The organism is Allostreptomyces psammosilenae (genome assembly GCF_013407765.1).
Taxonomy (GTDB): Bacteria; Actinomycetota; Actinomycetes; order Streptomycetales; family Streptomycetaceae; genus Allostreptomyces; species Allostreptomyces psammosilenae.
On sequence record NZ_JACBZD010000001.1, the window covers coordinates 3,183,798 to 3,209,265 of the forward strand.

The 25,468-nt window shown below is 74.8% G+C and carries 17 protein-coding genes and 2 pseudogenes; 9 read left to right on the forward strand and 10 right to left on the reverse strand.

What is annotated here, in order from left to right; all coding sequences use genetic code 11:
- Positions 1 to 67: 67 nt before the first annotated feature.
- A complete protein-coding gene (locus FHU37_RS13005) occupies positions 68 to 1,108 on the forward strand; it encodes an ATP-binding cassette domain-containing protein (protein WP_179814345.1) in 1,041 nt (346 codons plus the stop codon).
- Positions 1,105 to 1,899, forward strand: coding sequence for an ABC transporter permease (locus FHU37_RS13010; RefSeq protein WP_179814346.1), 795 nt, complete (start codon positions 1,105 to 1,107; stop codon positions 1,897 to 1,899). The genes FHU37_RS13005 and FHU37_RS13010 overlap by 4 nt, the downstream gene beginning before the upstream one ends.
- Positions 1,900 to 2,033: 134 nt before the next feature.
- Here FHU37_RS13010 and FHU37_RS13015 read toward each other — a convergent pair whose 3' ends face one another.
- Positions 2,034 to 4,376 (reverse strand): esterase-like activity of phytase family protein, encoded by a 2,343-nt coding sequence (locus FHU37_RS13015; RefSeq protein ID WP_312892586.1) that lies wholly within the window; start codon positions 4,374 to 4,376, stop codon positions 2,034 to 2,036.
- 378 nt (positions 4,377 to 4,754) lie between these two features.
- Here FHU37_RS13015 and FHU37_RS13020 point away from each other — a divergent pair, with 378 nt between their 5' ends.
- The gene (locus tag FHU37_RS13020) at positions 4,755 to 7,382 is read left to right on the forward strand and encodes an NACHT domain-containing protein (RefSeq protein WP_179814347.1); all 2,628 of its coding nucleotides are present in this window, start codon (positions 4,755 to 4,757) and stop codon (positions 7,380 to 7,382) included.
- Here the strand turns inward: FHU37_RS13020 and FHU37_RS13025 are convergent.
- The gene (locus tag FHU37_RS13025; protein ID WP_179814348.1) at positions 7,368 to 8,270 is read right to left on the reverse strand and encodes an NAD(P)-dependent oxidoreductase; all 903 of its coding nucleotides are present in this window, start codon (positions 8,268 to 8,270) and stop codon (positions 7,368 to 7,370) included. The genes FHU37_RS13020 and FHU37_RS13025 overlap by 15 nt on opposite strands.
- 74 nt (positions 8,271 to 8,344) lie before the next feature.
- Between FHU37_RS13025 and FHU37_RS13030 the strand changes: the two genes are divergently transcribed.
- The 5 genes and pseudogenes from FHU37_RS13030 (at position 8,345) to FHU37_RS13050 (ending at position 14,123) form a co-directional block, all read left to right on the forward strand.
- Positions 8,345 to 8,818, forward strand: coding sequence for a MerR family transcriptional regulator (locus FHU37_RS13030; RefSeq protein WP_179814349.1), 474 nt, complete (start codon positions 8,345 to 8,347; stop codon positions 8,816 to 8,818).
- Complete coding sequence (locus tag FHU37_RS13035) at positions 8,808 to 9,710, forward strand: GHMP family kinase ATP-binding protein (RefSeq protein WP_179814350.1); 903 nt, start codon at positions 8,808 to 8,810, stop codon at positions 9,708 to 9,710. Before FHU37_RS13030 ends, FHU37_RS13035 begins: the two co-directional genes overlap by 11 nt.
- Before the next feature lie 260 nt (positions 9,711 to 9,970).
- Entirely contained in the window at positions 9,971 to 12,232 is a 2,262-nt protein-coding gene (locus tag FHU37_RS13040) for a restriction endonuclease (protein WP_179814351.1), read from the forward strand.
- Between the two features lie 59 nt (positions 12,233 to 12,291).
- Positions 12,292 to 13,155: pseudogene (locus FHU37_RS13045) on the forward strand (pentapeptide repeat-containing protein); the annotation flags it as partial.
- A gap of 320 nt (positions 13,156 to 13,475) precedes the next feature.
- Positions 13,476 to 14,123 (forward strand): TetR family transcriptional regulator C-terminal domain-containing protein, encoded by a 648-nt coding sequence (locus FHU37_RS13050; protein WP_179814353.1) that lies wholly within the window; start codon positions 13,476 to 13,478, stop codon positions 14,121 to 14,123.
- Positions 14,124 to 14,566: 443 nt separating this feature from the next.
- Here FHU37_RS13050 and ptsP read toward each other — a convergent pair whose 3' ends face one another.
- The 5 genes and pseudogenes from ptsP to FHU37_RS13080 form a co-directional block, all read right to left on the reverse strand.
- A complete protein-coding gene (gene ptsP / locus FHU37_RS13055) occupies positions 14,567 to 16,228 on the reverse strand; it encodes a phosphoenolpyruvate--protein phosphotransferase (RefSeq protein WP_179814354.1) in 1,662 nt (553 codons plus the stop codon).
- A gap of 2 nt (positions 16,229 to 16,230) precedes the next feature.
- A complete protein-coding gene (locus FHU37_RS13060) occupies positions 16,231 to 16,587 on the reverse strand; it encodes an HPr family phosphocarrier protein (RefSeq protein ID WP_179814355.1) in 357 nt (118 codons plus the stop codon).
- A gap of 226 nt (positions 16,588 to 16,813) precedes the next feature.
- Positions 16,814 to 18,939: pseudogene (locus FHU37_RS13065) on the reverse strand (PTS fructose transporter subunit IIABC).
- A gap of 5 nt (positions 18,940 to 18,944) precedes the next feature.
- Positions 18,945 to 19,976 (reverse strand): 1-phosphofructokinase family hexose kinase, encoded by a 1,032-nt coding sequence (locus tag FHU37_RS13075; protein WP_179814358.1) that lies wholly within the window; start codon positions 19,974 to 19,976, stop codon positions 18,945 to 18,947.
- On the reverse strand, positions 19,973 to 20,734 hold the full coding sequence (locus FHU37_RS13080; RefSeq protein WP_179814359.1) for a DeoR/GlpR family DNA-binding transcription regulator: 762 nt from the start codon (positions 20,732 to 20,734) through the stop codon (positions 19,973 to 19,975). The genes FHU37_RS13075 and FHU37_RS13080 overlap by 4 nt, the downstream gene beginning before the upstream one ends.
- A gap of 362 nt (positions 20,735 to 21,096) precedes the next feature.
- On the opposite strand from FHU37_RS13080, the gene FHU37_RS13085 reads away from it, so the two are divergent.
- Positions 21,097 to 22,098 carry an NADP-dependent oxidoreductase gene (locus FHU37_RS13085; protein WP_179814360.1) on the forward strand — a complete coding sequence of 334 codons (1,002 nt, stop codon included), beginning with the start codon at positions 21,097 to 21,099 and terminating at the stop codon, positions 22,096 to 22,098.
- Positions 22,099 to 22,877: 779 nt separating this feature from the next.
- Here FHU37_RS13085 and FHU37_RS13090 read toward each other — a convergent pair.
- Genes FHU37_RS13090 through FHU37_RS13100 form a run of 3 tightly spaced genes read right to left on the reverse strand, consistent with a single transcriptional unit; the run spans position 22,878 to position 25,385 of the window.
- Positions 22,878 to 23,618: a GntR family transcriptional regulator gene (locus FHU37_RS13090; protein ID WP_218904022.1), complete on the reverse strand. Its 741-nt coding sequence runs from the start codon at positions 23,616 to 23,618 to the stop codon at positions 22,878 to 22,880.
- Between the two features lie 37 nt (positions 23,619 to 23,655).
- On the reverse strand, positions 23,656 to 24,171 hold the full coding sequence (locus FHU37_RS13095) for a flavoprotein (RefSeq protein WP_179814361.1): 516 nt from the start codon (positions 24,169 to 24,171) through the stop codon (positions 23,656 to 23,658).
- Positions 24,168 to 25,385 (reverse strand): helix-turn-helix transcriptional regulator, encoded by a 1,218-nt coding sequence (locus tag FHU37_RS13100; RefSeq protein ID WP_312892587.1) that lies wholly within the window; start codon positions 25,383 to 25,385, stop codon positions 24,168 to 24,170. Before FHU37_RS13100 ends, FHU37_RS13095 begins: the two co-directional genes overlap by 4 nt.
- Between the last annotated feature and the right edge of the window lie 83 nt (positions 25,386 to 25,468).

The window sequence follows — 25,468 nt, forward strand, 5'->3', positions numbered from 1 at the left end:
TCGCACCTGATATCGCCTCACCTCAGTCACCTCACCCAGTCACCTCGGCCTTCGAACGGGAGGGCGCATGCCTTCTTCTGTCATGTCCACGATCATCCCTGCGGGCGGTCACGGCAACCCGGCGCCGATCGCCGTCTCCGCCGTGGGCCTGCGCAAGTCGTACGGCGACAAGACCGTCCTCGACGGCGTCGACCTGCGCATCCCCGCCGGCTCGGTCTTCGCGCTGCTCGGCCCCAACGGCGCCGGCAAGACCACCGCCGTGAAGATCCTGTCCACGCTCATCAGCGCCGACGGCGGCCAGGTCCAGGTCGCGGGCCACGACCTCGCCACCTCACCGGACAAGGTGCGCGCCGCGATCGGCGTCACCGGGCAGTTCTCCGCCGTCGACGGGCTGATCACCGGCGAGGAGAACATGCTCCTCATGGCGGACCTGCACCACCTGTCCAAGCGCGAGGGGCGGCGGGTCACCGCCGAGCTGCTGGAGCGGTTCGACCTCGTCGACGCCGCCAAGAAGCCCGCGCAGAGCTACTCCGGCGGCATGAAGCGCCGCCTCGACATCGCCATGACCCTGGTCGGCAACCCCCGGATCATCTTCCTCGACGAGCCCACCACCGGCCTCGACCCCCGCTCCCGGCACAACATGTGGCAGATCGTCCGCGACCTCGTCACCGGCGGCGTCACCGTCTTCCTCACCACCCAGTACCTGGAGGAGGCCGACCAGCTCGCCGACCACATCGCCGTGCTCAACAACGGCAGGATCGCCGCCGAGGGCACCGCCGACGAGCTGAAGCGGCTGATCCCCGGCGGACACGTCCGGCTCCGCTTCTCCGACCCGTCCGCCTACCAGTCGGCCGCCTCCGCCCTGCGCGACGCCACCCGGGACGACGAGGCGCTGGCACTGCAGATCCCCAACGACGGCAGCCAGCGCGAACTGCGCTCCATCCTCGACTGGCTGGACTCCGCCGGCATCGAGGCGGACGAGCTCACCGTGCACACCCCCGACCTCGACGACGTGTTCTTCGCCCTCACCGCCGCCGGCGCACCCGACCCGACCCGTCAGCCCAACCAGACCGGCCAGACCGGCCAGCCCAAGGAGACCGTCCGATGAGCTCCCTCTCCCTCGCCGTGCGCGACTCCGGCACGATGCTGCGCCGCAACCTCCTGCACGCCCGGCGCTACCCCTCGCTCACGCTGAACCTGCTGCTCACGCCGATCATGATGCTGCTGCTGTTCGTCTACATCTTCGGCGACGTGATGAGCGCCGGCATCGGTGGCGGCGGCGGTGCGGACCGGTCCGAGTACCTCGCCTACCTCGTCCCGGGCCTGCTGCTGATGACCATTGGCGGCACCACGATCGGCAGCGCCGTCTCCGTCGCCATGGACATGACGGAAGGGATCATCGCCCGCTTCCGCACGATGGCGATCCACCGCGGTTCGGTGCTCGTCGGGCACGTCGTCGGCAGCGTCCTGCAGTGCGTGCTCAGCGTGGTGCTCGTCGGGGCCGTCGCCGTGGCCATCGGCTTCCGGACCACCGACGCCACCGTCGTGGAGTGGCTCCTGGCCCTCGGCCTGCTCGCGCTGGTCTCCCTGGCGCTCACCTGGATCGCCGTCGGCATGGGCCTGGTCAGCCCGAACGCCGAGGCCGCCAGCAACAACGCGATGCCGCTGATCGTGCTGCCGTTCCTGTCCAGCGCCTTCGTCCCGATCGACGCGATGCCCGGCTGGTTCCAGCCGATCGCCGAGTACCAGCCGTTCACCCCGGCCATCGAGACGCTGCGCGGGCTGCTGCTCGGCAGCGAGATCGGCCACAACGGCTGGCTGGCCGTGGCCTGGTGCGTGGTGCTGGCCGCGTTCGGCTACGTCTGGTCGCAGAGGGTCTTCAATCGCGACCCGAAGTAGCCGGCACCACCACGCGGGCAGCCTCCCGCGGCCCGTTCCGCCCGGGGCGGCGCACTCCGACACCGCGTCGGCGTGCGCCGCCCCGGCCGTGTTCCAGGAACTCGTGCCGATGGGGGCGCTGGTTCCAGGTGCGGTCAGCGGCGGGGGGCGGGGCCGAGGCGGAGGAGGGCGGACTCGCCGGGGGCGTCGTCCAGGCCGTCGTTGTCGATGGCGACGAGGAGCTGGCCGTCGGCGGTGACCGCCATGCCCTCGGGCTTGTCGTGCGCGGTGCCGCCGCCGGCGGTGAGCCGCGGCAGGAGGTCGTCCACCAGGCGCTTGGTGACGGTCGGGGCGTCGGTGGGCGAGGCGGCCGGGCGCAGGTCGCCGAGGTCGACCCGGTAGACGCGCTTGACCTCGGCCGCCGCGCCGCGCTGGTTGTCGCGTTCCAGCACCAGCAGGGTGTCGGAGTCGAGCGCGGTCAGTTCGCTGACGCCGCCCCAGCCGCCGTCCGGGGCGGTCTCCAGCGGGTACGCCAGGTAGGCCCAGGCGCCGGTGGACGGGGTGTAGCGGGCGAGCATGGTGGTCGCCGAGCCGTGCCAGGGCCGCTGCACGGCCACCCAGACCTGCTCGGGCTGGGCCGCGGCGCCGCCGGAACGATTCGGCAGCACGGTGACGCCCTCGAAGCCGTACCGGGTGGCGTCCGCGGCCACGTCGGCCGGCAGCGGCACCTCCTGCAGCACCCGCCCGGCCGCGTCGAGGCGGACCAGCAGGTTGGCGGTGTCGGCGCCGTCGCCCTCGGAGGCCAGCCAGTAGCCGCCCTCCGGTCGGGCCGCCACGCCCTCGGCGTCGTAGGAGGCCGGGGCGCCGTCACGGGTCACCGGAACCTCGCCGGTGACCACCGCGGGGGTGGCGGTGGTGTCCACGGTGAGCAGGCGGGTGGGGGCGTAGGCGTTGTCGGTGACGGCGACCAGCGTGTCGCCGTTGCCGCGCCCGGGCAGCCCGGTCAGGCCGGACAGCGCGCCGAAGCCGACCGGGGCGCCGCCGGGGCCGTCCGCCGAGACGATGGTGGGCGCGGCCTGGTTGCGGGCGGCCGCGTTCGGCAGCGAGGCGCGGGTCCAGCGGTAGGTGGTCAGCGAGGAGCGCACGGCGTCCTCCGCGGAGTCCTCCTCGGCGGAGACCACGAGGGCGTCGCGGCCGGGCAGCGGCAGCAGGCCCTCGGGGGCGACGCCGGCCGGGAGGCCCTGGACGAGGCGCGGGCGGCGGGGGTCGTCCACGTCGTAGACGGCGACCAGGTTGGCGCGTTCCAGCCCCACGAAGGCGTAGCGGGTGCCGTGGAAGGTGGCGACGGCGATGTTCTCCGGCTCCACGCCCTTCTTGCCCGCGCGGTCCTCGGGGTACTGGCCGTAGCGGATGGCCAGGTCCTCCAGTTCGGCGCCGCTGTCCCAGACGACGGTGCCGGTGCGGGTGTCGAACACCGTCCAGGTGCGGCTGCCGCCCCGCCAGTCGCCCTCGTCGGCGGTGGCCACGTAGTGGTCGTCGAGCCAGGCCACGCCGTCCGGTTCGCGGGCCGCGGTGACCTCGCCGTCCGGGCGGACGGCGCCGTCGGTGACGGTGTCGACGCCGGTGACGTGGGCGGTTCCGGCGGAGAAGTGGCGGACCACGCGGCCGGTCGGCAGGTCCACGACGGCGATGTGGTTGTTCTCCTGGAGGGTCACCACGGCCTGGTGGCGGGCGTTCACGCTGACGTACTCGGGCTCGGGGTCGCCGGGGGCGATCTCGGCGAGGCCGTCCAGTGCGACGCGGCGGACGGACCACCGGTCCGGGGAGGGTCCGGTGACGTCGAGCACGGCCAGCCAGCCGCCGGGGGCCTGCGGCAGGCCGCCGTCGCCGGCGTCCTCGTCCCGCTCGTTCTCGACGGCGATGGCGGCGTAGCGTCCGTCCGGGGAGAGGTCCACGGAGTCGGGCTGGCCGCCGAGGTCGTGGTCGGCCACGACGGTGCGGGTGGTCAGGTCGACCACGCGCAGCACGCCGGAGGGCCGGGTGAAGGACTCGGAGGTGTTCACGGCGACCAGGGCCCAGCGGTTGCCGATGACGTCCACCGAGGTGGGCTCGCCGCCCATGTCCAGCGTGCCGAGGGGGCGGGGCGCGTCCACCCGGCGCAGGTCGACCAGGCCGATCCGGCCGGCCGGGGAGTCGGTGTAGACGACGGTCCGGCCGTCCTCGGTGGCGGCGGAGATCTCGGCGGCCGTCTGCTCGGGGGCGTCGGCCGCCCCGCCGTCCTGGAGGTGGACCGGCCAGGTGGCCTGCCGCTGGAACCAGGGCCGGCCCGCCGCGGGCACGCCCGGCAGCGCGGTCGGTGCGGAACCGGCGGCGGAAGGGCCTGCGGCGGAAGGGCCGGTTGCGGAAGGGCCGGTTGCGGAAGGGCCGGCGGTGGCCGGCGCCGCCAGCAGCGTGGCCGTGACGGCGGCGGCCACGGCCGTGGTGGCCGTGCGCGTCACCGAGCCACGGCGTGACCGGCGGTCGGGGCCGGTCCGGGCGCGGGCGGCCTGTGCCCGCGTCTGTGCTTCGAGGTCTGTCACTTCGCCCCTCTCGTAGTGCGACGGGCCTTTTCAACGCCCTTTCGGGGTGCGCCGATCGACCATCCGGTGAACGGGCGCGGAACAGTACGTCGCGATCCGGCCACTGTGGCGGGTGGGCGGCCGGGCCACGCCGCGGTCCCGTTGCCGTGGTCCCAGTGTGACGAATCGTCACCACGACGTGGTGGCAACCGTTTGTTCACCCGCGCGTACCTGACAGGACGCCCTGGCGGACCGTAGGGTGCCGGCGGACCGTCGACCGACAGACACAGCGGCACCAGGACCCGGGGGGGCCTGCCCGTGGCCAGTACACGCACGCGCATCGCACGGGTGCGTCTGCTCTACATCGCGTTGTGGGGGCTGGCCACGCTGCTGTCCATCGGGGCGTCCGTCTACTTCCGGATGGGCGTGGGCGGCACCGTCGTGACGCTGCTGACCGTGCTGCCGTCGGCCTACCTGACCTGGGCCGCGTTCGCCTCGGACCGCGCGGAGGCCGCGTCGTCCGACCTGGACAAGGTCACCGAGGACCTGGCGAAGGCCGTCGCAGCGCAGTGGCGGGTGGAGGCCGACCGGCGCGGGCTCACCCACGACGTGGAGCTGCCCCTGCGCTGGGAGCCGGCCCCGGCGGCGCTGGTGCAGCCGTGGGCCGACCTGAGGGAGACGGCGGCGAGCTGGCGGCCGGGCGGTGCCCCCGCCCCCGAGTGGTTCCGCTCCGCGGAGCAGCTGGCCGGGGGGATCGAGGACGTCGCGGAGGTGTTCTCCCGCGTCCCCACCGGGCGCCTCATCGTCCTCGGCGGCATGGGCTCCGGCAAGACGGCCCTGCTGATCAGGCTGCTGCTGGAGCGGCTGCAGGACCGGGAGGGCGCCGCCGAGCCGGTCCCGGTCCTGCTGTCGCTGGCGTCCTGGGATCCACGCGAGCCGCTGGACGCCTGGATGGCCCGCCGGCTCGCCCGCGACTACCCCGACCTGCGCAGCCCGGTCGGACGCGGCGACGCCTCCTCGCGCGCCGAGGCGCTGGTGAGCCGGCGCCGGGTGCTGCCCTTCCTGGACGGGCTCGACGAGATCCCGCGGCCGTCGCGGGTCCGCGCCCTCATTGGCATCAACAAGTACCTCAACCACCGGGGGCAGCGACTGGTGCTGTCCTGCCGCACCGAGGAGTACGAGGAGGTGGCGCGCGCCGGCGCGGCGTCCCTGCGGCTCGCCAAGGCCGCCGGCATCGCGCTGCTGTCGGTGCGCCCGGGGGAGGCGGAGTCGTACCTGCGGCGGAGCGCGGAGCACTCGGGTGGCGCGGGCGCGGCCCGCTGGGAGCGGTTGCTCTCCCTGCTCGGGGACGACCAGCGCCTCACCGACGCGCTCAGCACGCCGCTCATGCTCTCGCTGGCCCACGCCGTGCACGACCCGGGACCGGACGAGTCGGGCCGCGCGGACCTCCCGCAGCCGGACGAGCTGTGCGACGCCGAGCGGTTCCCCACCTCCGACGCCATCCGGCAGCACCTGTTCGACGCCTTCCTGCCGGCCGCCTACCGCCAGTGGGAGGGCAGCGCCCGGGCCGCGCGGCGGTACCGGGCCACGCGCCGGACACTGGTCGTCCTGGCCCGGCACCTGCGGGAGAACGGCACCACGGACCTGGCCTGGTACCGGCTGCACCGCGCGCTGCCCCGCTGGCTGCCCTCGGCGGCCGCCGGGGTGGCCATCGGCGCCCTGGGCTGGTCGGTCAACTGGTACTTCCACACGGGCTTCCTGTTCGCGCTGGCCGGCGGGTTCGCGGGGGGCCTGGTCGGGGGCGTGGCGACCGGCCTGACGTACGGACTCGGTCAGGGCCTGCTCGACGCGTGGGTCAACGACGCCTCACTCGGCGGCGTCGGACTGCAACTCCTGGACGGGCTGGCGGACGGCCTCGGCGGTGGACTCATGGGCACCCTGGCGAGCGGCTCGGTGCGGGCCTCCCGGCGGGGCGCCGAGGGCGGGCCGGCCACGGCCGTACCCGGCGCTCGCTCGCCGAGGACCACCGGCCGGAGGTGGAACCTGCTCGGGTGCCTGGCGGGCGTCACCTTCGGCCTGGTGGACGGCGTCGCCGACGGCTACCGCGACGGCCAGGGGCTCGCCGCGGCGCTGCCCGCGGCACTGGCGGTGGCCGCCGTCTACGGTCTGGTCGGCTGGTTCGCCGGCCGCTACCTGGGCGGCGGCGGGGCGAGTACCGCGCCCTCCGCGCACGTCCGCTGGGCCTGGGACCCCCGCGGCTACCTGCGCGCCGTCAGCTACCTGGTGCTGCCGTACGCCCTGGCCGGGGTGCTCGCCGTGCTGGCCACCCGCCGGATGGCGACCACCGACTCCCCCGATCCGCTCGGCGACGGCGGCTGGGCCTTCCTGATCGGGCTGGTGCCCCTCTCGGGCGTCACGGCCGGGCTCACCTACGCCTTCCGCGGCGTCTCGGTCGATCTGGCCACCGCGGCCGATCCCGCCGACCTGCTGGCGCGGGACCGGGCCGCGTTCCGGGACATCGCGCTGCTGGTCAGCGCCCTGGTGGCGCTGGCCGTGGGCGGTCTGGCGGTGCGGTTCGGCATCGACGCCGTGTGCGGCTGCGCCCGCGTGGACGATCCCGGGCTCGTGGCGGAGCTGCTCTTCGGCCTCGCCATGGGGCTGGCCTACGGCCTGGCGGCGGGCGTCAGCCAGACGGCCTCATTCACCTTCCTGGTCACCCGGTTGGCCCTCGCCGTGCGGTACGGCGTGCCCCGCGACCTCATGGGGGTGCTCGCCGACGCGCACCGGCGCGGGGTGCTGCGCCAGGTCGGCGCCGTCTACCAGTTCCGCCACCTCGGCCTGCGCGACCACCTCGCCGCCGCGCCGGAGCCCTCGGGGCCGTGGGGCCGGTGGGGGCGTCCCGGCGCGGACGCGACGCCCCCACCGGGGGCATCACTCCCCGGGTGACTCGGCGGTGAGGAACGCGGCGAGGCGGGCGAGGCCGTCGGCGCCGTGGCCGGCGTCGATGGCGCGCTGGGCGATGGCCCGGGCGGCGGCGAGCGGGCCGGTGTCGATGCCGTGGGAGCGGGCGGTGTGGAGGACGTGGTCCATGCCGGCCGTGGCCGCCTCGATGGTGGCCCCGTCGCCCTGGAAGCTGCCACGGTCGAGGTCGGCGGCGAACTCGGTCAGGACCTCGGGGAGCAGCTGGGCGATGCCCACCGCGTAGGGCAGGAGGTCGCCCGCGGCGATGTTCTCGGCGCGGGCGACGGCCAGGGCGTGCGCGCAGCCGGCCACGGCGGTCCAGAACAGGTCGAGCAGGGCCGTGTCGTAGCTGGCCGCCCGGCCCGGGTCGGCGCCGAGGTGGGTGGCGGTGCCGCCGAGGGCGGCCAGCACGGGCCGGTGGGCGTCGAACAGTTCCGGCGGGCCGCCGAACAGCATGACGGCGGAGGGCTGCCCGATGGTGTGGGTGGGCGTCATGATGGTGCCGTCGAGGTAGTCGACGCCGTGCTCGGCGGCCCAGGCGGCGGTGGCGCGGGCGTCGTCGGGTGCGCCGGAGGTGAGGTTGACCAGGGTGCGGCCGCGCAGGGCGGCGGTGGCGGGGGCGAGGATCTTCCGCGCGGCGTCGTAGTCGCGCACGCAGAGGATCACCAGCGCCCCGGCCGAGACGGCCTCGGCGACGGTGTCGGCGCGCCTGGCGCCCTCGGCGGTGAGGGCGTCGGCCTTGGAGGGGGTTCGGTTCCACACGGTGGTGGGGTGGCCGGCGCGGAGCAGGGCGCCGGCCAGGGCCTGCCCCATGGGGCCCAGTCCGAGGACGGTGACGGGGGCGTGGCTCGCTGTCGGGTGGTCAGTCGCCATGCCCGGGACGCTAAAGCTTCACGTCGGTGTCAGAGTCAAGTCGGGTTCGAGAGTCGAGCTGTGTCGGGGGTCGAATGCGGATCGGGGAGCTGTCCCGGCGGACCGGGGTCAGCGAGCGCGCGCTGCGCTACTACGAGGAGCAGGGGCTGCTGCGGCCGGCGCGGCGGCCGAGCGGGTACCGGGAGTACGACGAGGCGGACGTGGCGCGGGTGCGGCGCATCCGGCTGCTGCTCGCGGCCGGGCTGGGCACGGCCGTGATCGCCGAGGTGCTGCCGTGTATGTGGGACGCCGGCGAGCTGCTGGCCCCCGCGTGCGACGAGCTGACGGACGACCTGGCCCGCGAACGGGACCGGATCACCGAGGCCATCGAGGAGCTCGCCGAGGCCCGCGCCCTGCTGGAGGCGATCATGGCCGCCCCGCGCCCCGAGGACGCCGCCGAGCTCGCCGCCGTGGGCGCCTGCGCCGCCGAGCCCGGCCCCGTCGGCGCCCGCGCGCCCGAGCCCGCCTCCGTGGCGGCCCCCGCCCCGGCCGGATCCGGTGAGCGGTAGCGGGGGGCGTCGTCCGGCGAGCGGGGCCAGCACGGCGTTCGGGACCTTCGGTGAACTGCTGCAGGGCGTGCTGCCCGAGGACGACGGCGACTTCCTGGTGACCCTGCCGATCGCCCGGTGGGCGCGGGCGACGTTCCGCGGAACGCCCGGCACCGCGCGGCTCCGGGTGCGCCCGGCGCACAAGCACAAGGCGCTGCGGCTGGCCGGCATGATCATGGAGTCGGTGGCGGAGCCGATGGGGGGCGTGCTGACGCTGGACGGCGGCCTGCCGGAGGGCAAGGGGCTGGCCAGCTCCTCCGCGGACCTGGTGGCGACCGCCCGGGCGGTCGGCGCGGCGCTCCGCGAGCCCATGCCGCCGCGGCGGATCGAGTCGTACCTGCGCCGGATCGAACCGACCGACGGGGTGCTGTACCCGGCCATCGTGGCCTACTACCACCGCCGGGTGGCGCTGCACTCGGTGCTGGGCTCGCTGCCGCCGCTGACCGTGGTGGGCGTGGACGAGGGCGGCGCCGTGGACACGGTGGAGTTCAACCGCGTGCCCAAGCCGTTCACCGCCGCGGACCGCCGCGAGTACGCCCGGCTGCTGGAGCGGATGACGGCGGCGGTGCCCCGCCGGGACCTCGCCGAGGTCGGGGCGGTGGCCACCCGCAGCGCCCGGATGAACCAGGTGCTGCGCCCGAAGCGGCTGCTGGAGGCGGTGGTGGAGGTCTGCCGGGAGGTGGGCGGCCTCGGGGTGGTGGCCGGGCACAGCGGGACGACGCTGGGCGTGCTGCTGGACCCGGCGGCCCCGTCGCACCGGCGGCGCCTGGCCGCGGCGGTCGACGCCTGCTCGGAGCTGGCCGGCGAGGTGACGGTGTACCGGACGCTGAGTTTCGGCTCCCGCGCGGGGTGACGTCCGTCCGCCGCCGGTTGCGCGCCGCCCGCCGGACGGGTTCGCGGCGTCACGGGACGGGTTCGCGGCGTCGCGGGGCTGGTTCGCGGGTCGTCGGGCGGGTTCGCGGGGCGTCGGGCGGGGGCGCCTGACGTGCGCATCCCGGGGACGGGGCGCGCCGGTCGGCGCTAGAGTCGCGCCAACACGGGTGGTCGCCCGTCGAGTTGGGGCGTTCGCGGGGAACGCCCGGGGGGCGCCGCGGAGAGGAACTCGGGCGCCCTATGTCTCGCCGCTCCCACGGACTGATAGCCACCTGGGCCGAGGTGCAGCGCCAGCAGCAGCGCCAGCGGGAGGCCCAGCTGCGCGCCCAGGAGCGGCAGCGGCGCGAGGCGGAGCGCCAGCTGCGCGCGGCCGAGCGGGCCGCCGCCCGCAGCGAGCGGGAGCGGCAGGCGGAGTACCGGCGGCGTCGCGAGGCCGACGCGCTGCGGCGCACCGAGGAGATCGAGGCGCGGGTCGAGGCGCTGCGGCGGGTGCTGGCGAGCGGGTGCGCGGCGCCGGCGTTCTCCGCCGCGGCGCTGTACCGCCCGGAGCGGGTGGAGCCGTTCGCGCCCGGCGCGCTGGCCGTGCCCGTGCCGATGCCGGACCCGGCCGCCTACCAGCCGGTGGTCCAGGGCGGCGGCTGGGGTTTCGGGGCGGGCCGGCAGGCGCAGGCCCAGGCGGAGGCGCGCGCCCGGTTCGAGCGGGACTGGGCGGCGGCGCAGGCCGCGGAGGCGCAGCGGCTCCACCAGCTGGAGACCTACCGGCGGCAGTACCAGGCGTGGGCGGACGGGCAGCTGGCGGCGATCCGGGAGCACAACGCGGGAGTCGAGCGGCTGGCGGCGGCGCTGCGCCGTGGCGAGCCGGAGCAGGTGGTGGAGTACTTCTCGGCCGCGCTGTACGCGGCGCAGGGCTGGCCGGACGACTTCCCCCGGCAGGTGTCGGCCGCCTTCGACCCGGCGGCCCGGCAGCTGGTGCTGAACTGGGAGCTGCCCGGCCTCGCGGTGGTGCCGCAGGCGGCGTCGGTGCGGTACATGCCGAGCGTCGACCGGGAGAAGGAGACCCGGCGGCCGGTGGCCGAGCGGCGCGCGCTCTACCGCGACGTGCTGGCGCAGTGCGTGCTGCTGGCGCTGCGTGACGTGTTCGCGGCGGACCAGTTCGGGGTGCTGGACTCGGTGGCGCTGAACGGTTTCGTGGACGGCACGGACCCGGCGACGGGGCGGCACAGCCAGACGTTCCTGGCCACGGTGATGGCGCGGCGGGCCGACTTCGACGGGCTGAACCTGGCCCGGGTGGACCCGGTGGACTGCCTGGTCGAGGCCCTGCGCGGGCAGTTGTCGGAGCGTCCGGACCGGCCGGCGGCGGTGCGGCCCGGCCGGACGCCGGACCAGGTGGGGCGCTCGGTGGTCTCGCACGGCGGGGGCGAGGAGCCGGACCTGTACCAGATGGACCCGATCGAGTTCGAGGAGCTGGTCGCGGAGCTGTTCCGGGCCATGGGCATGCAGGCGGTGACCACCCAGCGGTCGGGCGACGGCGGGGTGGACGTGGACGCGCTGGATCCCGACCCGATCCGCGGCGGGAAGATCGTGGTGCAGGTCAAGCGCTACCGGAACACGGTGCCGCCGACGGCGGTGCGCGACCTGTACGGCACGGTGCAGGACACCGGGGCGAACAAGGGGGTGCTGATCACCACCTCCTCCTTCGGCCCGGGGGCGCACGCCTTCGCCGCCGGCGAGCCGCTGACCCTTGTCTCCGGCGGGGAGCTGGTGGACCTGCTGCACCGGCACGGCCTGACCGGGCGGCTCGGCGAGGGTTCGGGGGACGGGCGGGGGTCGGGGCGCAGTGGGCGGCGCTCCGGGGGTTCTTCCGGGGGCGGCGGCGCGGGAGCGGGCGGTGGTTCCTCCGCGGGCGGCGGAGCGCGGGGCGGCGCGCGGTCGGCGGGGCCGGACGCCGGCCTGGACGACGCCGTCGATGACCCGAACACCGTGGACGACCTGGACGACGGCGTCGACGACGGCCTGGACGAGACCAGCGTGCTCGGCATGTCGTGGTCCGGCCGGGTCGCCCTGGACGTGTGCGCGCTGGTCTGCGAGGGGAACCGGGTGGTCAGCGAGGACCACTTCGTCTTCTACAACAACCCGCAGGCGCCGGACGGCAGCGTGCGGACGATGCCCGGTTCCGGGCCGGACAGGGCCGCGATCTGGGTGCGGTTCGACCGGCTGCCGGCGCGGGCGGACCGGCTGGTGCTGGTGGCGGCCGTCGACCCGGAGGCCAATCCGGACGCGGACCTGTCCGGCTTCACCGACGCCCGCATCCGGCTGTCCGACACCTCTGGGGCGCTGATCGACGAGCTGGCGGTCTCCGACGGCCGGCCGGGGGAGACGGCGCTGGTGCTGGGCTCCTTCCGGCGCCGGGCGGACGGCGACTGGCGCTTCGTGCTGGGCGGCAAGGGATATCCGCAGGGGCTGGTGGCGCTGGTGGAGGAGTACGGCATCGAGGTCGCCTAGGGGCGTGGCCGGTGGCGTGCGGGAGAATGGTCCTCGTCCCGGCGCAGGGCCGGTGCGAAATGGTGCCCCCTCCCGGCAGGAGATCACGCACGTTGTCCGACGAACGCGAAGTCCTCTCCATCGAGCCCGTTCGCGGCGACCTGCGGGCCGACTGCGCGAACTGCTTCGGGCTGTGCTGCGTGGCCCTGCCGTTCACCGCGTCGGCGGACTTCGCGGTGGACAAGGAGGCCGGGCGGCCGTGCGGCAACCTCCAAGCCGACTTCCGCTGCGGCATCCACGCGAACCTGCGCGAGCGGGGTTACCCCGGTTGCACCGTGTTCGACTGCTTCGGCGCCGGCCAGAAGGTCTCGCAGGTGACCTTCGGCGGCGAGGACTGGCGGAGCGCGCCGGGCACCGCGCGGCCGATGTTCGAGGTGTTCCCGGTGATGCGGCAGCTCCACGAGCTGCTGTGGCACCTGACCGAGGCCCTGGCGCTGCCGGCGGCCCGCCCCCTGCACGGCGAGCTGCGGCGGGCGCTGGACGACGTCGAGGGCCGCACCCGGGGCGACGCCGCCTCGCTGGTGGGGCTGGACGTGCCGCGGCTGCGTCAGCAGGTCGGCGAGCTGCTCTCCCGGGCCAGCGAACTGGCGCGGGCGGAGGTGCCGGGGCGCCGGAGGAACCACCGTGGGGCCGATCTGATCGGCGGCCGGCTGAGCGGTGCCGACCTGCGGGGCGCCAGCCTGCGCGGGGCGTACCTGATCGCGGCCGACCTCAGCGGCGCCGACCTGCGCTGGGCGGACCTGCTCGGCGCGGACTTCCGGGACGCCGACCTCAGCGGCGCCGACCTGACCGGGAGCATCTTCCTCACGCAGTCCCAGCTGAACGCCGCCCGGGGGGACGCCGCGACCCGGCTGCCGCGCGGGCTGGACCGCCCGGCGCACTGGGCGGCCGGCGTCGCCTCCGCGCCCGCCGCCGATTCTGATGCGTCGGCCGGTTCCCGCCCGGCACGTCCTCCTCGGGCGGGTGGCCGGACGGCCGGCGGAGCCCGTGGTGGCAGCGGTGGCGGGGCGCGGGGGGCCCGGGGTCAGGGGGCCGCGCGGCGCGGCTCCCGGGGGCGGCGTTGACGAGGCGCGGGAGGAAGGCGCGGGCAGAAGGCGCAAAGAAGGCGCACGACCGTGCGGTTAGTTAGGATGGCGATGCGCCGCACGCGGAGGGCGGTGCCGCCGCCGAGGCGCGGTGCGCGCGCCCAGGGAGGTTGTGGCTGATGGCCGGCGGACGGCTGGACGGGCGGGTCGAGCGCGGCAACCAGACCCGCCGGCTGGTCCTCGCGCGAACGGTGGACATCGCCTCGCTGGAAGGGCTGGAGAGCCTGTCCCTGGGGCGGCTCGCCGGGGAGCTAAACCTCAGCAAGAGCGGCGTGTTCGCGCTCTTCGGCTCCAAGGAGGAGCTGCAGCTGGCGACCGTCCGGGCCGCCCGCGAGCGCTACGTGGAGCGGGTGGTGCGGCCGGCCGTGGAGGTGCCCGCCGGGATCGGCCGGGTCTGGCGGCTGTGCCAGAGCTGGCTGGCCTACTCGCGGGAGCGGGTCTTCCCGGGCGGCTGCTTCTTCGCCTCCGTCTCCGCCGAGTACGACTCCCGTCCGGGGCCGGTGCGGGACGCCCTCGCCGAAGCGCGCCGCGACTGGGTGGCGTACGTGGAGCGGGTGCTCGCCGAGGCCCGGGAGCTCGGCGAGCTGGGCCGGGGGACGGACGTCCCGCAGCTGGCCTTCGAGGTGGTCGCCGTGCTGGAGGCGGCGAACGCCGAGTCGGTGCTGCGCGAGGAGCACGACGCCTACCGGCGGGCGGCCACGGCGATCCGCTCGCGACTGCACGCCGCCGCCACCGACCCCGAGCTGGTCGCCGCGCTGCCTGACTGACGGTCGGGGTGGTTCCGGGAGGGGGCCATCGGCAAGACGGCCTCGGACGCAGCTCGCGGAGTCGGGATGGTCGCCCGTCACCCCGGAGAACCTGCCCGACCGGCTCAGCGGCTCGCCGGACGAGACCTCCTTCGGCCCCATCGCCATTCAGATCCGGCGTGCCGCCGAAGTCCTGGGCTACGGCCCGGCGAACCTCACCGACGCCCAACGCGACGAGATCGAGAGGTCGTTGGAGGACCCGGCGCAGAACATCTACATCGCTGCGGAGTACCTGGCCAGCCTCAAGGTGGTCGGAGCGGCGGCCCGGGAGACGTGACGGCGACGCGAAGGGCCCAGCCGCCCGAACCCGGCGCACAGCGCGCCGGGCACGGGCGGCAGGGCCCTGGGGGACGGCGGGGTGCCGGCCCCACCGCACAGGGGGTCGGCGCCCCACCGTCCCCCCGCTACTCCCAGCGGGCCGCGGCCTGGACCTCGGCGTGGGCGGTGGCGGCGTCGGGGGCGGCCAGGGCTCGGGCGGCGAGGTCCTGGCACTCGGCGAGGGTGTGGCGGCGCAGGGCCGCGCGCACCTCGGGCAGGCAGACCGGCGCCATGGACAGGCTGGTGACGCCGAGTCCGGCCAGAACCAACGCCATCGCCGGGTCGGAGGCCGACTCGCCGCAGACGCCGACCGGACGGTCTTCGGCCCGCGCCGCGGTGGCGGCCTGCCGCAGCAGCTCCAGCACGGCGGGCTGCCACGGGTCGAGCAGGTCGGCCAGTTCGCCGTTCATGCGGTCCGCCGCCATCACGTACTGCGCCAGGTCGTTGGTGCCGACGCTGAGGAAGTCGCAGGCGGAGGCGAGGGCGCCGGCGCGCAGGGCGGCGGCCGGGACCTCCAGCATGGCGCCCGCGGTGGGCAGGCCCGCCTCGCGCACCCGTGCCGCGAAGTCGGCGGCCTCCGCGGGGAGGGAGACCATCGGCGCCATCACCCACACGTCGGCGCCGGTCGCCCGGGCGGCCTCGGCCAGGGCGGCCAGCTGGCGGTCGAGCAGGCCCGGGTGGCGGCGGGCGGTGCGCAGGCCGCGCACGCCGAGCGCGGGGTTGGCCTCGCCGGGCACGGTCACGAAGCCGAGCGGCTTGTCCGCCCCGGCGTCGAGGGTACGCACGACGACGCGCCGCCCGGCGAACGCCTCGAAGACGGCGCGGTAGGCCGCCACCTGTTCGGCGTGGTCCGGCTCGCCCGCGCGGTCCAGGAACAGGAACTCGGTGCGGAACAGGCCGACGCCCTCGGAGTCGGCGTCCGCCGCCGCCTGGAGCCCGCGGGCCGCGCCCACGTTCACCAGCAGCTTGACGGCGTGCCCGTCCGCGGTGCGGCCCGGGCCGGTGTGCGCTGCGGCGGCGCTGCGGCGGCGTGCCTCGGCGTCGCGGACGGCGTCGACCGTGGCGGCCTCCGGCGCCACCTCGACGGCGCCGCTGACGCCGTCCACGACGACCGTCTCGCCGTCGGCCAGGTCCAGGACGCCGGCGCAGGCGACCACGGCCGGCACGCCGAGCGCCTTGGCCAGGATGGCGGTGTGGCTGGTCGGGCCGCCCTGCTCGGTGACGATCGCGAGGACCTCGGCCGGGTCGAGGGTGGCGGTGTCCGCCGGGGCGAGGTCCTCGGCGAGCAGCACGTAGGGGTGGCCGGGTCGGGGCAGGCCGGGCATGGGCAGGCCGAGGAGGTGGGCGACGGCGCGGTTGCGCAGGTCGTCCAGGTCGGCCGCGCGCTCCCCGAGGTAGCCGCCGACGGCCGCGAGGAGCTCGCGGAACTCGTTGAAGGCGGCGTGCACGGCGTGCGGAGCGGGACGCCCGGCGGTGAGGTACTCGCCGGCCTTCTCCACCAGCGCCGGGTCGCGGACGATCTCCACCTGGGCCAGCAGGATGTCCGCTGCGGGCCCGGCGGCCTGCGCGATGCGGCCCTGGAGGTCGTCGGCGACGGCCCGCAGGGCGGCCTCGATCGCGGCGGTCTCGGCGGCCGGGTCGCCGGGCGGCGGCAGCTGTTCGGGAAGCGCGGGCGGCGGGGCGGCCTTGGCCACCGGGCCGACGACGGTCCCGGGGCTGACGCCGACCCCGCTCAGGGTGCGCGGCACGGTCACACCCCCGTCGCCGCGGCGGCGCCGGAGGCGGCCTCGCCGGCCTCGGCGGCAGCCTTGCCGGCCTCGGCGGCGGTGCCCGGAGCGGGCTCCTCGTCGAGATCGGTGGCGAGCATCTCGGCGAGTTCGTCGACGGCCTGCTCGGCGCCGTCCCCCTCCGCGGCGAGGACGACCTCCTCGCCGTGCCGCACGCCGAGGGCGAGCACGGAGAGCATGCTGCGCGCGTTCACCGGGTCGCCGTCCGGCCGGCGGATGGTGACCTTGACCTGCCGGCCGGCGGCGGCCTTGGTGAAGATGGCGGCCGGGCGGGCGTGCAGCCCCACGCGGGAGCCGACGGCGACGAGGCGCTCGTACATCTGATTCCCCTCGGTCGGAGTTGGGTGGCTAGGGGTGGCAGCGGGGGGTGGCGGGAGTGGGCAGCCGGGTGGGCCGCCCGGGGCATTCGCGGTGCCCCGGGCGGCCCGCCGACGGCTGACGGCTCACAGCCGCCGGCTGCGTTCGGACCGTGCCGGACCGGACGGTGCCGAACCGTGCAGGGCCGTGCAGGGCCGTGCCGGAACCGTGCGGGACGGTGCCGGACGGTCAGGCGGTGGCCGGAGTGGCCGGAGTGGCCGGAGTGGCCGGAGTGGCCGGGGTGGCCGGGGTGGCGCCGGTGGCCGGTGAGCCGGCCGGGGTGGCGCTGACGGCGTCCTCGGCGGTGCCCACCTCGGTGGTCCGTCCGATGCTCTTCGCGGCGATCACGCAGATCGCGCTCACCACGACACCGGCCGCGATGGCCGCCAGGTACAGCGGCCAGTTGCCGATCAGGCCGATCACCCAGATGCCGCCGTGCGGGGCGCGCGAGGTGGCGTCGAAGGCCATCGACAGGGCGCCGGTGACGGCGCTGCCGGCCATCATCGACGGGATCACCCGCAGCGGGTCGGCCGCGGCGAACGGGATGGCGCCCTCGGTGATGAAGGACGCGCCGAGCAGCCAGCAGGTCTCCCCGGCCTTCCGCTCGGAGTCGGTGAACAGCTTGCGGCGCAGCGTGGTGGCCAGCGCCAGGGCCAGCGGCGGCGTCATGCCGGCGGCCATCACCGCGGCCATGATCTTCAGGTCGCCGCTGGCCAGGCTGGCCACCCCGAAGGTGTAGGCCACCTTGTTGACCGGTCCGCCCATGTCGAACGCCATCATCAGGCCGAGCAGCGCGCCGAGCAGCAGCGCGTTGGCGCCGGACAGGCCGGCCATCCAGTCGGTCAGGCCGTCCTGCGCCGCCTTGATCGGCTCGCCGATCACGATGAGCATCAGCACGCCCATGACCAGCGAGGAGATCAGCGGCACGATCACCACCGGCATGACGCCGGCGACCGCCCGGTGCACCTTGACCCGGTTCAGCGCGACCACCACGGCGCCCGCCAGCAGACCGCCGACCAGGCCGCCGAGGAAGCCGGCGCCGATCTCGTTCGCCAGCAGACCGGCGACCACGCCGGGGACCAGGCCCTGCCGGTCCGCCATCGCGAAGGCGATGTAGCCGGCGAGGATCGGCACCAGCATGGAGAAGGCGGTGCTGCCGATCTTGAACAGCACGCCGGCGAAGCCGGCCACCTCCATCAGCTGGCTGAGGTCGGTGACGCCCGGGTAGGTGACGCCGCCGTACTCGCCGCCGTTGACCTTGTTGGCGACCTCCGCGCCGCCGATCATGAAGGCGAGCGCGATCAGGATGCCGCCGGCGGCGACGAACGGGATCATGTAGCTGACGCCGGTCATCAGCCACTGCCGCAGTCGGGAGCCGGCCCCCACGCGGGCGGCGGCGGCCGGGGCGCCGGCCTCCGCCGCGGCCGCGGGCCTCCCGGTGCCGGCGGTGGCGCCGGTCCCCGCGCCGGTCCCCGCGCCGGCCCCGGCGGCAGCGGCGGTCTCCACGCCCGGTGCGCCCGGAGCACCCGGGACGGCGGCCGTGTCGGCGCCCGCGCGGCGCTCCTCGGCGAGCCGCTCGGCCTCGGCGAGCAGGCCGGCGGCACCGCCGATGGCCTTCTTCACCGGGACCTGCACGGTGGGCTTGCCCGCGAAGCGCTCGCGCCCGCGGACCTCCACGTCGACCGCGAAGATCACCGCGTCGGCGGCGGCGATGTCCTCGGCGGTGAGCGGCACGGCGCCGGCCGCTCCCTGCGTCTCCACCTTGATCTCGTGGCCGCCCGCCCGGGCCGCCTCCTCCAGGGCCTCGGCGGCCATGTAGGTGTGCGCGATTCCGGTGGGGCAGGCCGTGACTGCGACGACTCTCATCTCCCCAACACCTCCTTGTTGATGAGATCCACCACGTCCTGCGGGGCGGCGGCGGAACGCAGCGCGTCCTTGAACGAGGCGTGGATCAGTCGCCGGGCGAGCGCGGCGAGGATGCTGATGTGCTCGCTGTCCCCCTCGGCGGGCGCGGCGATCAGGAAGATCAGGTCGGCCGGGCCGTCCTCGGCCTCGAAGTCGACGCCGGTGACGGCGCGCCCGAAGGCCAGGGTGGGCTCGGTGACGTGCGCGGAGCGGGCGTGCGGGATGCCGATGCCGCCCTCGATGCCGGTCGCCATCTGGGTCTCGCGCGCCCGGACGTCGGCCAGGAAGCCCTCCAGGTCGGTCACCCGGCCGGCGGCGGCCAGGCGGGTGGCCAGCACGCGGGCGGCCTCGTGGCGGTCGGCCGCCTCCAGGCTCAGGTCCACGAGGTCAGTCGTGATCAGGTCGGCCATGTCGGTCAGCTCCGTTCGCTGAGGATCAGGTGGGGGTCGAGGTGGTCGTAGAGCTTGACCACGCCGCGGTCGATGTGCCGCGGCTCGGGCATCTGGCTGCCGGGCAGCGTGGCCGCCGCGGCACCCCAGGCCAGCGCCTCGGCGAGGGCGTCGGGGCCCTCGCCGCCCCCGGCGAGGAAACCGGCGAGCAGCGCGTCGCCCGCGCCCACCGCGCTGCGCACGGCCCCGACCGGCGCCCGGCCGTACACGGCGTCGGTCGCGGAGACCAGCACCGCGCCGTCGGCGCCCAGGCTGGCCAGCACGTTGCGGGCGCCCCGGTGGCAGAGTTCGCGGGCGGCGTCGACGACCTCGCCGAGGGTGGTCAGCGGGCGGCCGATGGCGGCGCCCAGCTCCTCCCGGTTGGGCTTGACCAGGTCGGGGCGGGCCGGCAGGGCGGAGACGAAGGGGGCGCCGCTGGTGTCGACGGCGACCCGGGTCCTGGTCGCCGGGGCGCCGCCGCTCACGGCGGGGCGTTCGTCGCCGTCGCCGTCGCCATCGCCATCGCCGTCGCGGTCCCGGTCGCCGTCGTCCGCGCGGAGCCGTTCCAGCAGGCGGGCGTAGAAGTCGTCGGGCACGCCGGGCGGGACGCTGCCGGCGAGGACCGCCCACTCGGCACCGACGACGGCGGCCCGGGCGGCCTCCACGACGCGGCGCAGCTCGTCCTCGCCGAGCCGGGGGCCGGGCTCGTTGAACTTGGTGACCGTGCCGTCGGGCTCGGTGACGGAGATGTTGACCCGGGTCGCGCCGGCGATCGGCACGGTGGTGACCTCGACGCCGCGCCCGGCGAGCAGCGCGGCGAGCTGGGCGCCCTCCGGGCCGCCGGAGGGCAGCACGGCCCGGCTGCGCAGGCCGTTGGCGGCCAGCGCCCGGGAGACGTTGACGCCCTTGCCGCCGGGGTCGGTGTGCGAGGAGTGGGCCCGCAGCACGGCGCCGCGGGTCAGCCCCTCGACCTCCAGGGCCCGGTCCACGCTGGGGTTGACGGTGACGGTGACGATCACGCCAGCACCACCCGGGGGCCGGCCTCCTCGAGCCCGGCGGCGACCGCCGGGTCGAGGGCGGCGTCGGTGACGATCACGTCGACCGCTTCCAGGTCGCCGAAGCGGGCGAAGTGGTCGGTGCTCATCTTGGTGTGGTCGGCGAGCACGACGACCCGGCGCGCGGCGCCGATCATCGCCCGCTTCACCGCCGCCTCGGCGGTGTCCGGGGTGGTCAGGCCGCGTTCGACGGAGATGCCGTTGGTGCCCAGGAAAGCCACGTCCACGTAGGTGTCCCTCAACAGGTCGCGGGTCCACTCGCCGACGGCGGAGCCGGTGCGGGCCCGGACCCGGCCACCGACGAGGTAGACGGTGAGTTGCGGCCGTGCCGAGAGCATCATCGCGATCGGCAGCGCGTTGGTGATCACGGTCAGCTCCCGATCCGTGGGGATCAGTTCGGCCAGCCGCGCGGTGGTGGTGCCGGCGTCGAGCAGGATCGCCCCGTCGTGCGGGACCTCCTTCAGGGCGGCCCGGGCGATGGCCTCCTTCTGCTCGGTCATGGCGGAGGCACGGACCGAGAGGGCGGGTTCGAAGCCGAGCCGCTCCACCGGGATGGCGCCGCCGTGGACGCGCCGCAGCAGGCCCTGTCGCTCCAGGGCGGTCAGGTCCCGGCGCACCGTCTCGGTGGTCACGTCGAACTCGGCGGCGAGGCCCGTCACGTCGACACGTCCCGCCGCCCGCGCCCGCTCCACGATGAGCCGGTGCCGTTCCTCCGCATACATGTGATTTCACCGCCGTTAACTGTTTGCGTCGCTTTGTTTTATGCCCGTATGTGTTGGAAGTCAAGGGTGCGTTCACCACGCGGGTACTCGCCCTTCCCGGCCGCCCCAACAGCCAGTGGGCGCATACCTCCTCCGGGAGTGGTGTACCGCCATCCGGTCCACCGCGCCGCGCGTCCGACGTCCGACCAGGTCAGAGCCGATCCGGCAGCCTCCCGGGGCGGCGGAGCGTTCGCCTCGACGGGCCCGGTGGCGACCGATGCGGAGCAACGCGCTCCGCATCGCATTGCGCTCCCGCCACGGGTGTCGCGATGGTTGGGGCGACACCGCGAACGCACGAACACCAACACAACCGGGGGCCTGGGATGCTGGCGGCGTACATCGAGCGGTACGGCAACAACGGCGTGGTGCGGGTCGGTGACCGCCCCCAGCCGCAGCCCGGGCCGCGCGACCTGCTGGTGAAGGTCCGGGCGGCCAGCGTGAACCCGGTCGACGTCTTCACCCGCAACGGGCGGATGCGCCCGCTGCTGCCCTACCCCCTGCCGCTCACCCTGGGCAGCGACCTGTCCGGCGAGGTCGTCGCCGTCGGCCCCGAGGTGACCGCCTTCCGGGCCGGCGACGAGGTGTACGCGCGGCTGCACGAGCGCCGGATCGGCGCCTTCGCCGAGTACGCGCTGGTCAGGGAGGCCGACGCGGCCCCCAAGCCGGCCGGGCTGAACCACGTGGAGGCCGCCTCGATCCCGCTGGTCGCGCTCACCGCCTGGCAGGCGCTCACCGAACACGGCCGGGTGCGGCAGGGGCAGCACGTGCTGGTGCACGCCGGCTCCGGCGGCGTCGGCTCGATGGCGATCCAGCTCGCCCGCCACCTCGGGGCCCGGGTCAGCACCACGGTGTCCGCCCGCAACGCCGAACTGGCCCGCGACCTCGGCGCCGAGACCGTCGTCGACTACCGCACCGAGCGCTTTGAGGAGCGGGTCGGCGAGGTGGACTTCGTGCTGGACACGGTCGGCGGCGGCGTTCGCCGGCGCTCCTTCGGCGTGCTGCGCCGGGGCGGCGCCATGACCACCATCTTCGGGACGCCCACGGCGCAGGTGGGACGCGACCTGAACGCTGCGGTGCCGGTGCGGATGGCGATGGGGCTGGCGCACGCCGGCAACTTCGCCCTGGCGCGCAGGCGCGGGGTGGGCTTCTCGTACCTGTTCGTCAGGGCGGACGGCGCGCAGCTGCGGGAGCTGGCCGGACTTGTGGAGAAGGGGGCGGTGCGCCCGGTTGTTGAGCAAGTCTTCCCGCTGGAGCGGGTGCCGGAGGCACTGGCCGTCAGCGAGTCCGGGCGGGTGACCGGCAAGCTGGTCATCGAGATGCCCTGACGGCCCTGACGCCTCGCTGAGAGACGATCCGACGCCTCGCCGAGGGCGCCGGACGGTCAGGCGGGCGTGCGGGCGCAGCGGTCAGGCGGGCTTGGGGGCGCAACGCCCAGGCGGCCTTGGGCCCCGGGCCGTTCGAGTCGGCCGGTGGCACCTCATCAGGTCAGCAACGGGTCGTCCACAGGCGGCAGATTCCCCCTTGCGCGCCCCATCCCGGCCGGGCTACCCCTGGTGACCAGGGGGGCGCCGCGTTATCCACAGGCAGCAGATTCCCTCTTGCGCACCGCACCCCCCGCCGGGCTATCCCTGATGACCAGGGAGGCGCCGCGTTCAGTGCGTCCAACAGGCTGGATGCTTACCACTGGCCTGGGCCGCTCCGGTCGGCCCCCGAGGAGCGCGATGAGGTAGAGGACGCGGCTCATCCCAGCACCCCACACCGTTCGGCCAAGGCGCGCAAGCGCCCGTCCGGGGACGGGGGCACACCATAGATCACCCGGACCAGACTGTTAGCCGGGTTGCCACCCGAGCGCAAGGGCGCTCGGGCGGCCTGTGGATAACGGCGAACCCCCTTGTCACCAGGGCTAACCCGGCGGGATGGGAGCGGTCAAGGGGGTTCTTGCTGCTTGTGGATAACCGCGAGCCCTCCTGGTCTCCAGGGGTAGCCCGGATGAGCGCCCGTGGGCAAGCAGATATTTCCTGCCTGTGGAAAACGTGGACAACCCGGGTCACGCGGAGAACGTCGAGTCCCAGGTGCGTTGTTCTGGGGCGGCTTCAGGCTCCGGTCAGCTGCCGTCCAGGCTGTAGTGATAACCGATCACGTGCAGGGTGGGCAGGCACCACTCGCCGTACTCGATCACTCCGTCGTCGTCCGACCAACGGTGGGCGCCCGCGAGAGTCGGGGCGCCGGTTCGCATGCCGAGGGCGCGGGCCTCGCGCTCGTCGGCCTCACGGGCGTGCATGTCGTCGCGGGCGTGGGTGACGCGCCGGCCAGTGGCGTCCAGGATGCGCGGAAGCAGGCCGGCGGCCTTGCTCGGCGCTGTGCTGAGCAGGTCCGGCACCATGACGGCGAACTCGGCCGGGTACCAGGTGACGAGCAGCGCGAGTCGCTGGTTGGCGCGGCCGATGACGGCTTCCCGACGGACGACCTGGTCGCCGGCGTCCAACCCGAAGATGTCGGCGACGTACAGCGGCGAAACGACGAGCTGTGCGGCCGTCACCAGTTGGGTCTCTCCGGCGCTGAGCAGCGAGCCGGTGCGGGTGACGCGGTCCAGGCGGTCGCGGCCGGAGCTGTTTCCCGGTGACTCGTCAGCGACCAACGTGCCGCGCGGCGAGGTGCGGATGTGCTCCTCGACCTGTAGCTGTCCCAGGGCCTTGACGATGGTGGCGGTGGCGACGCCGTGTTCCTGCGCCATCTCCTTGACGGTGGGCAGCCGATCCCCGGCGCGAAGCGCGCCGTCCTGGATCAACTGCCGGTAGTGGTCGGCGATGCGCTGGTAGGCCCGCTGTTTCGAGATTCCGGTCATGGCTGGCGCCCCCCCTCGGAGTCACTGTGGGTGGCCTCTACATACCCAGTGCGTCCAAGCCGAGTTCCCAAGGCCAGGGCAGTGCCTGCTTTGTCGGGTGCGGTTCACCGGGTGCCCAGACCACGCGGACGCCTTGCTCTTCCAGGGTGGCCACGCTGCGGGGGACGGCCGGGTGGGCGGCCAGCAGCGTGGAGAAGAAGGGCTGCACCACGACGGGAACGCCCAGGTGCACGGCTTCCAGGGGGATGCCGATGGCGAGCGTGTCCGCGATCCCGGCGCCCCACTTGTTGAGGCTGGTGGCGCTGAGCGGGGAGACCAGGATCGCGTCCGCCTTGGGAAGGACGTCGGGCTGCGAGGGCAGCTTGTACTCCCATCGCACCGGGTGCCCGGTCAGTTCCTCCAACTCCTGGATGTGGCCGGCGTGCCAGCGGGCGGCGGACGGGCTGAGGACCAGGCAGGTGTCCCAGCCCCGTGCCTGGGCGGCGCGCACGCCGTCGCCGACCTGCCGGGTCGGTCCGGCGGCGCACGCGATGAGGTAGAGGACGCGGCTCATTCCAGGACCCCACACCGTTCGGCCAAGGCGCGCAAGCGCCCGTCCGGGGACGGAGTCACGCCATAGATCTCCCGGACCAGACTGATCGTGCTGGGTCGGCAGCGGACCTCTTCCGGAACCAGACGCTCAGCCTCCAGAAGCGAGTTGACAGCGTCGTCGCGGCGCCGGATCTGGTGCTGAGCCCGTGCGACGGTGATGAGGTGCAGGGCTCGCCGTTCACGCGAGAGCCCTCCCAGAGCACTGGGAGCGATGCCGGTGGCAGCCTCCAGGGCGGACCATCCATCGTCGAGGCGCATGAGAACGTCCACTCGGTGCAGCGCGACGTTGGTGGGCCCGAACGATGTCCAGTCTTCGTTCGCATCCGACCCCTGCCGCTCGGCTACTGCTTCAGCCTCCTCTACGAGGGCTGTCGTGGTGCGTCGGGTGGTGGACGTGGACTCCTGCGCGGAGCTGGCCACGGCGGCGTTGAGGTAGAGCATGCCGAGCGTGGACAACCCGAGGGCACCGCGATCGGTGAGCTCACTGTGCAAGCGTTGGGCTGCCGCGGTGGCGAACTCCACTGCGGCGGGAGCCTGCCCCTGGTACATCAGGCTCTTGGCGACGCGGCGTGATGCGGCACCGATCGCCACCGGATCGCCGGCGCGTTCTGCGGCAAGGAGCGCCCGGTCGGCGGCATGCCATGCGACCGGCGCGGCGACCTCGCCGTACTTGTGCAGGACTGAGGCTGTGAGCTGGTAGACCCGGGACAGTATCCCGTAGGCGGTGTGCACCGTGTCGGCGGCAGTGGCGTGTACGGCGTGCTGTGCCTGCACGATGAGGTTGGGCAATGTGCGACCCAGAGTGGCGTAGTGGCCGGCCTGGAACGCTTCGCAACAGTAGGAAACACGTCGCCACAGGTCGGCGAGAGTAGGTGGGTCTTCGCCGGTGACAGTGCCGGTGAGGACGTCGTGTCGCTGGAGGGCGGCCCGGATGGACTCGACTTCCGCGGGCGTCGTGCACTCGGGTCGCGGACTGAACGCGCCATCGGACACGAGATTCTCCAGGGGGATGCGTAAGACCTCCGCGACGCGCAGCAGGGTGGAGAGCCGCGGATCGGACTGGCGTTGGCCGCCTTCCAGTGCTTGGACCCAGCGCCGGCTCTGACCAAGCAGCGCCCCAAGGTCAGCTTGTGTCAGTCCTCGCCGATCACGCCAGTAGGCGATGCGTCGTCCCACGTGCTGAGTTTCCACGGCATCTCCCCGTGATGACGCACACGATCTGTGTGCCCCTCTCTGTTGTAGCGGACCTACGGTGCGGC

What these genes read in the sequence shown, in the direction of transcription:
- FHU37_RS13005 (WP_179814345.1), top strand. Translation starts at nt 68, where the DNA reads ATGCCTTCTTCTGTCATGTCCACGATCATCCCTGCGGGCGGTCACGGC.
- FHU37_RS13010 (WP_179814346.1), top strand. Translation starts at nt 1,105, where the DNA reads ATGAGCTCCCTCTCCCTCGCCGTGCGCGACTCCGGCACGATGCTGCGC.
- FHU37_RS13025 (WP_179814348.1), bottom strand. Translation starts at nt 8,270, where the DNA reads ATGGCGACTGACCACCCGACAGCGAGCCACGCCCCCGTCACCGTCCTC.
- FHU37_RS13030 (WP_179814349.1), top strand. Translation starts at nt 8,345, where the DNA reads ATGCGGATCGGGGAGCTGTCCCGGCGGACCGGGGTCAGCGAGCGCGCG.
- FHU37_RS13040 (WP_179814351.1), top strand. Translation starts at nt 9,971, where the DNA reads ATGTCTCGCCGCTCCCACGGACTGATAGCCACCTGGGCCGAGGTGCAG.
- FHU37_RS13050 (WP_179814353.1), top strand. Translation starts at nt 13,476, where the DNA reads ATGGCCGGCGGACGGCTGGACGGGCGGGTCGAGCGCGGCAACCAGACC.
- FHU37_RS13060 (WP_179814355.1), bottom strand. Translation starts at nt 16,587, where the DNA reads ATGTACGAGCGCCTCGTCGCCGTCGGCTCCCGCGTGGGGCTGCACGCC.
- FHU37_RS13080 (WP_179814359.1), bottom strand. Translation starts at nt 20,734, where the DNA reads ATGTATGCGGAGGAACGGCACCGGCTCATCGTGGAGCGGGCGCGGGCG.
- FHU37_RS13085 (WP_179814360.1), top strand. Translation starts at nt 21,097, where the DNA reads ATGCTGGCGGCGTACATCGAGCGGTACGGCAACAACGGCGTGGTGCGG.
- FHU37_RS13090 (WP_218904022.1), bottom strand. Translation starts at nt 23,618, where the DNA reads ATGACCGGAATCTCGAAACAGCGGGCCTACCAGCGCATCGCCGACCAC.
- FHU37_RS13095 (WP_179814361.1), bottom strand. Translation starts at nt 24,171, where the DNA reads ATGAGCCGCGTCCTCTACCTCATCGCGTGCGCCGCCGGACCGACCCGG.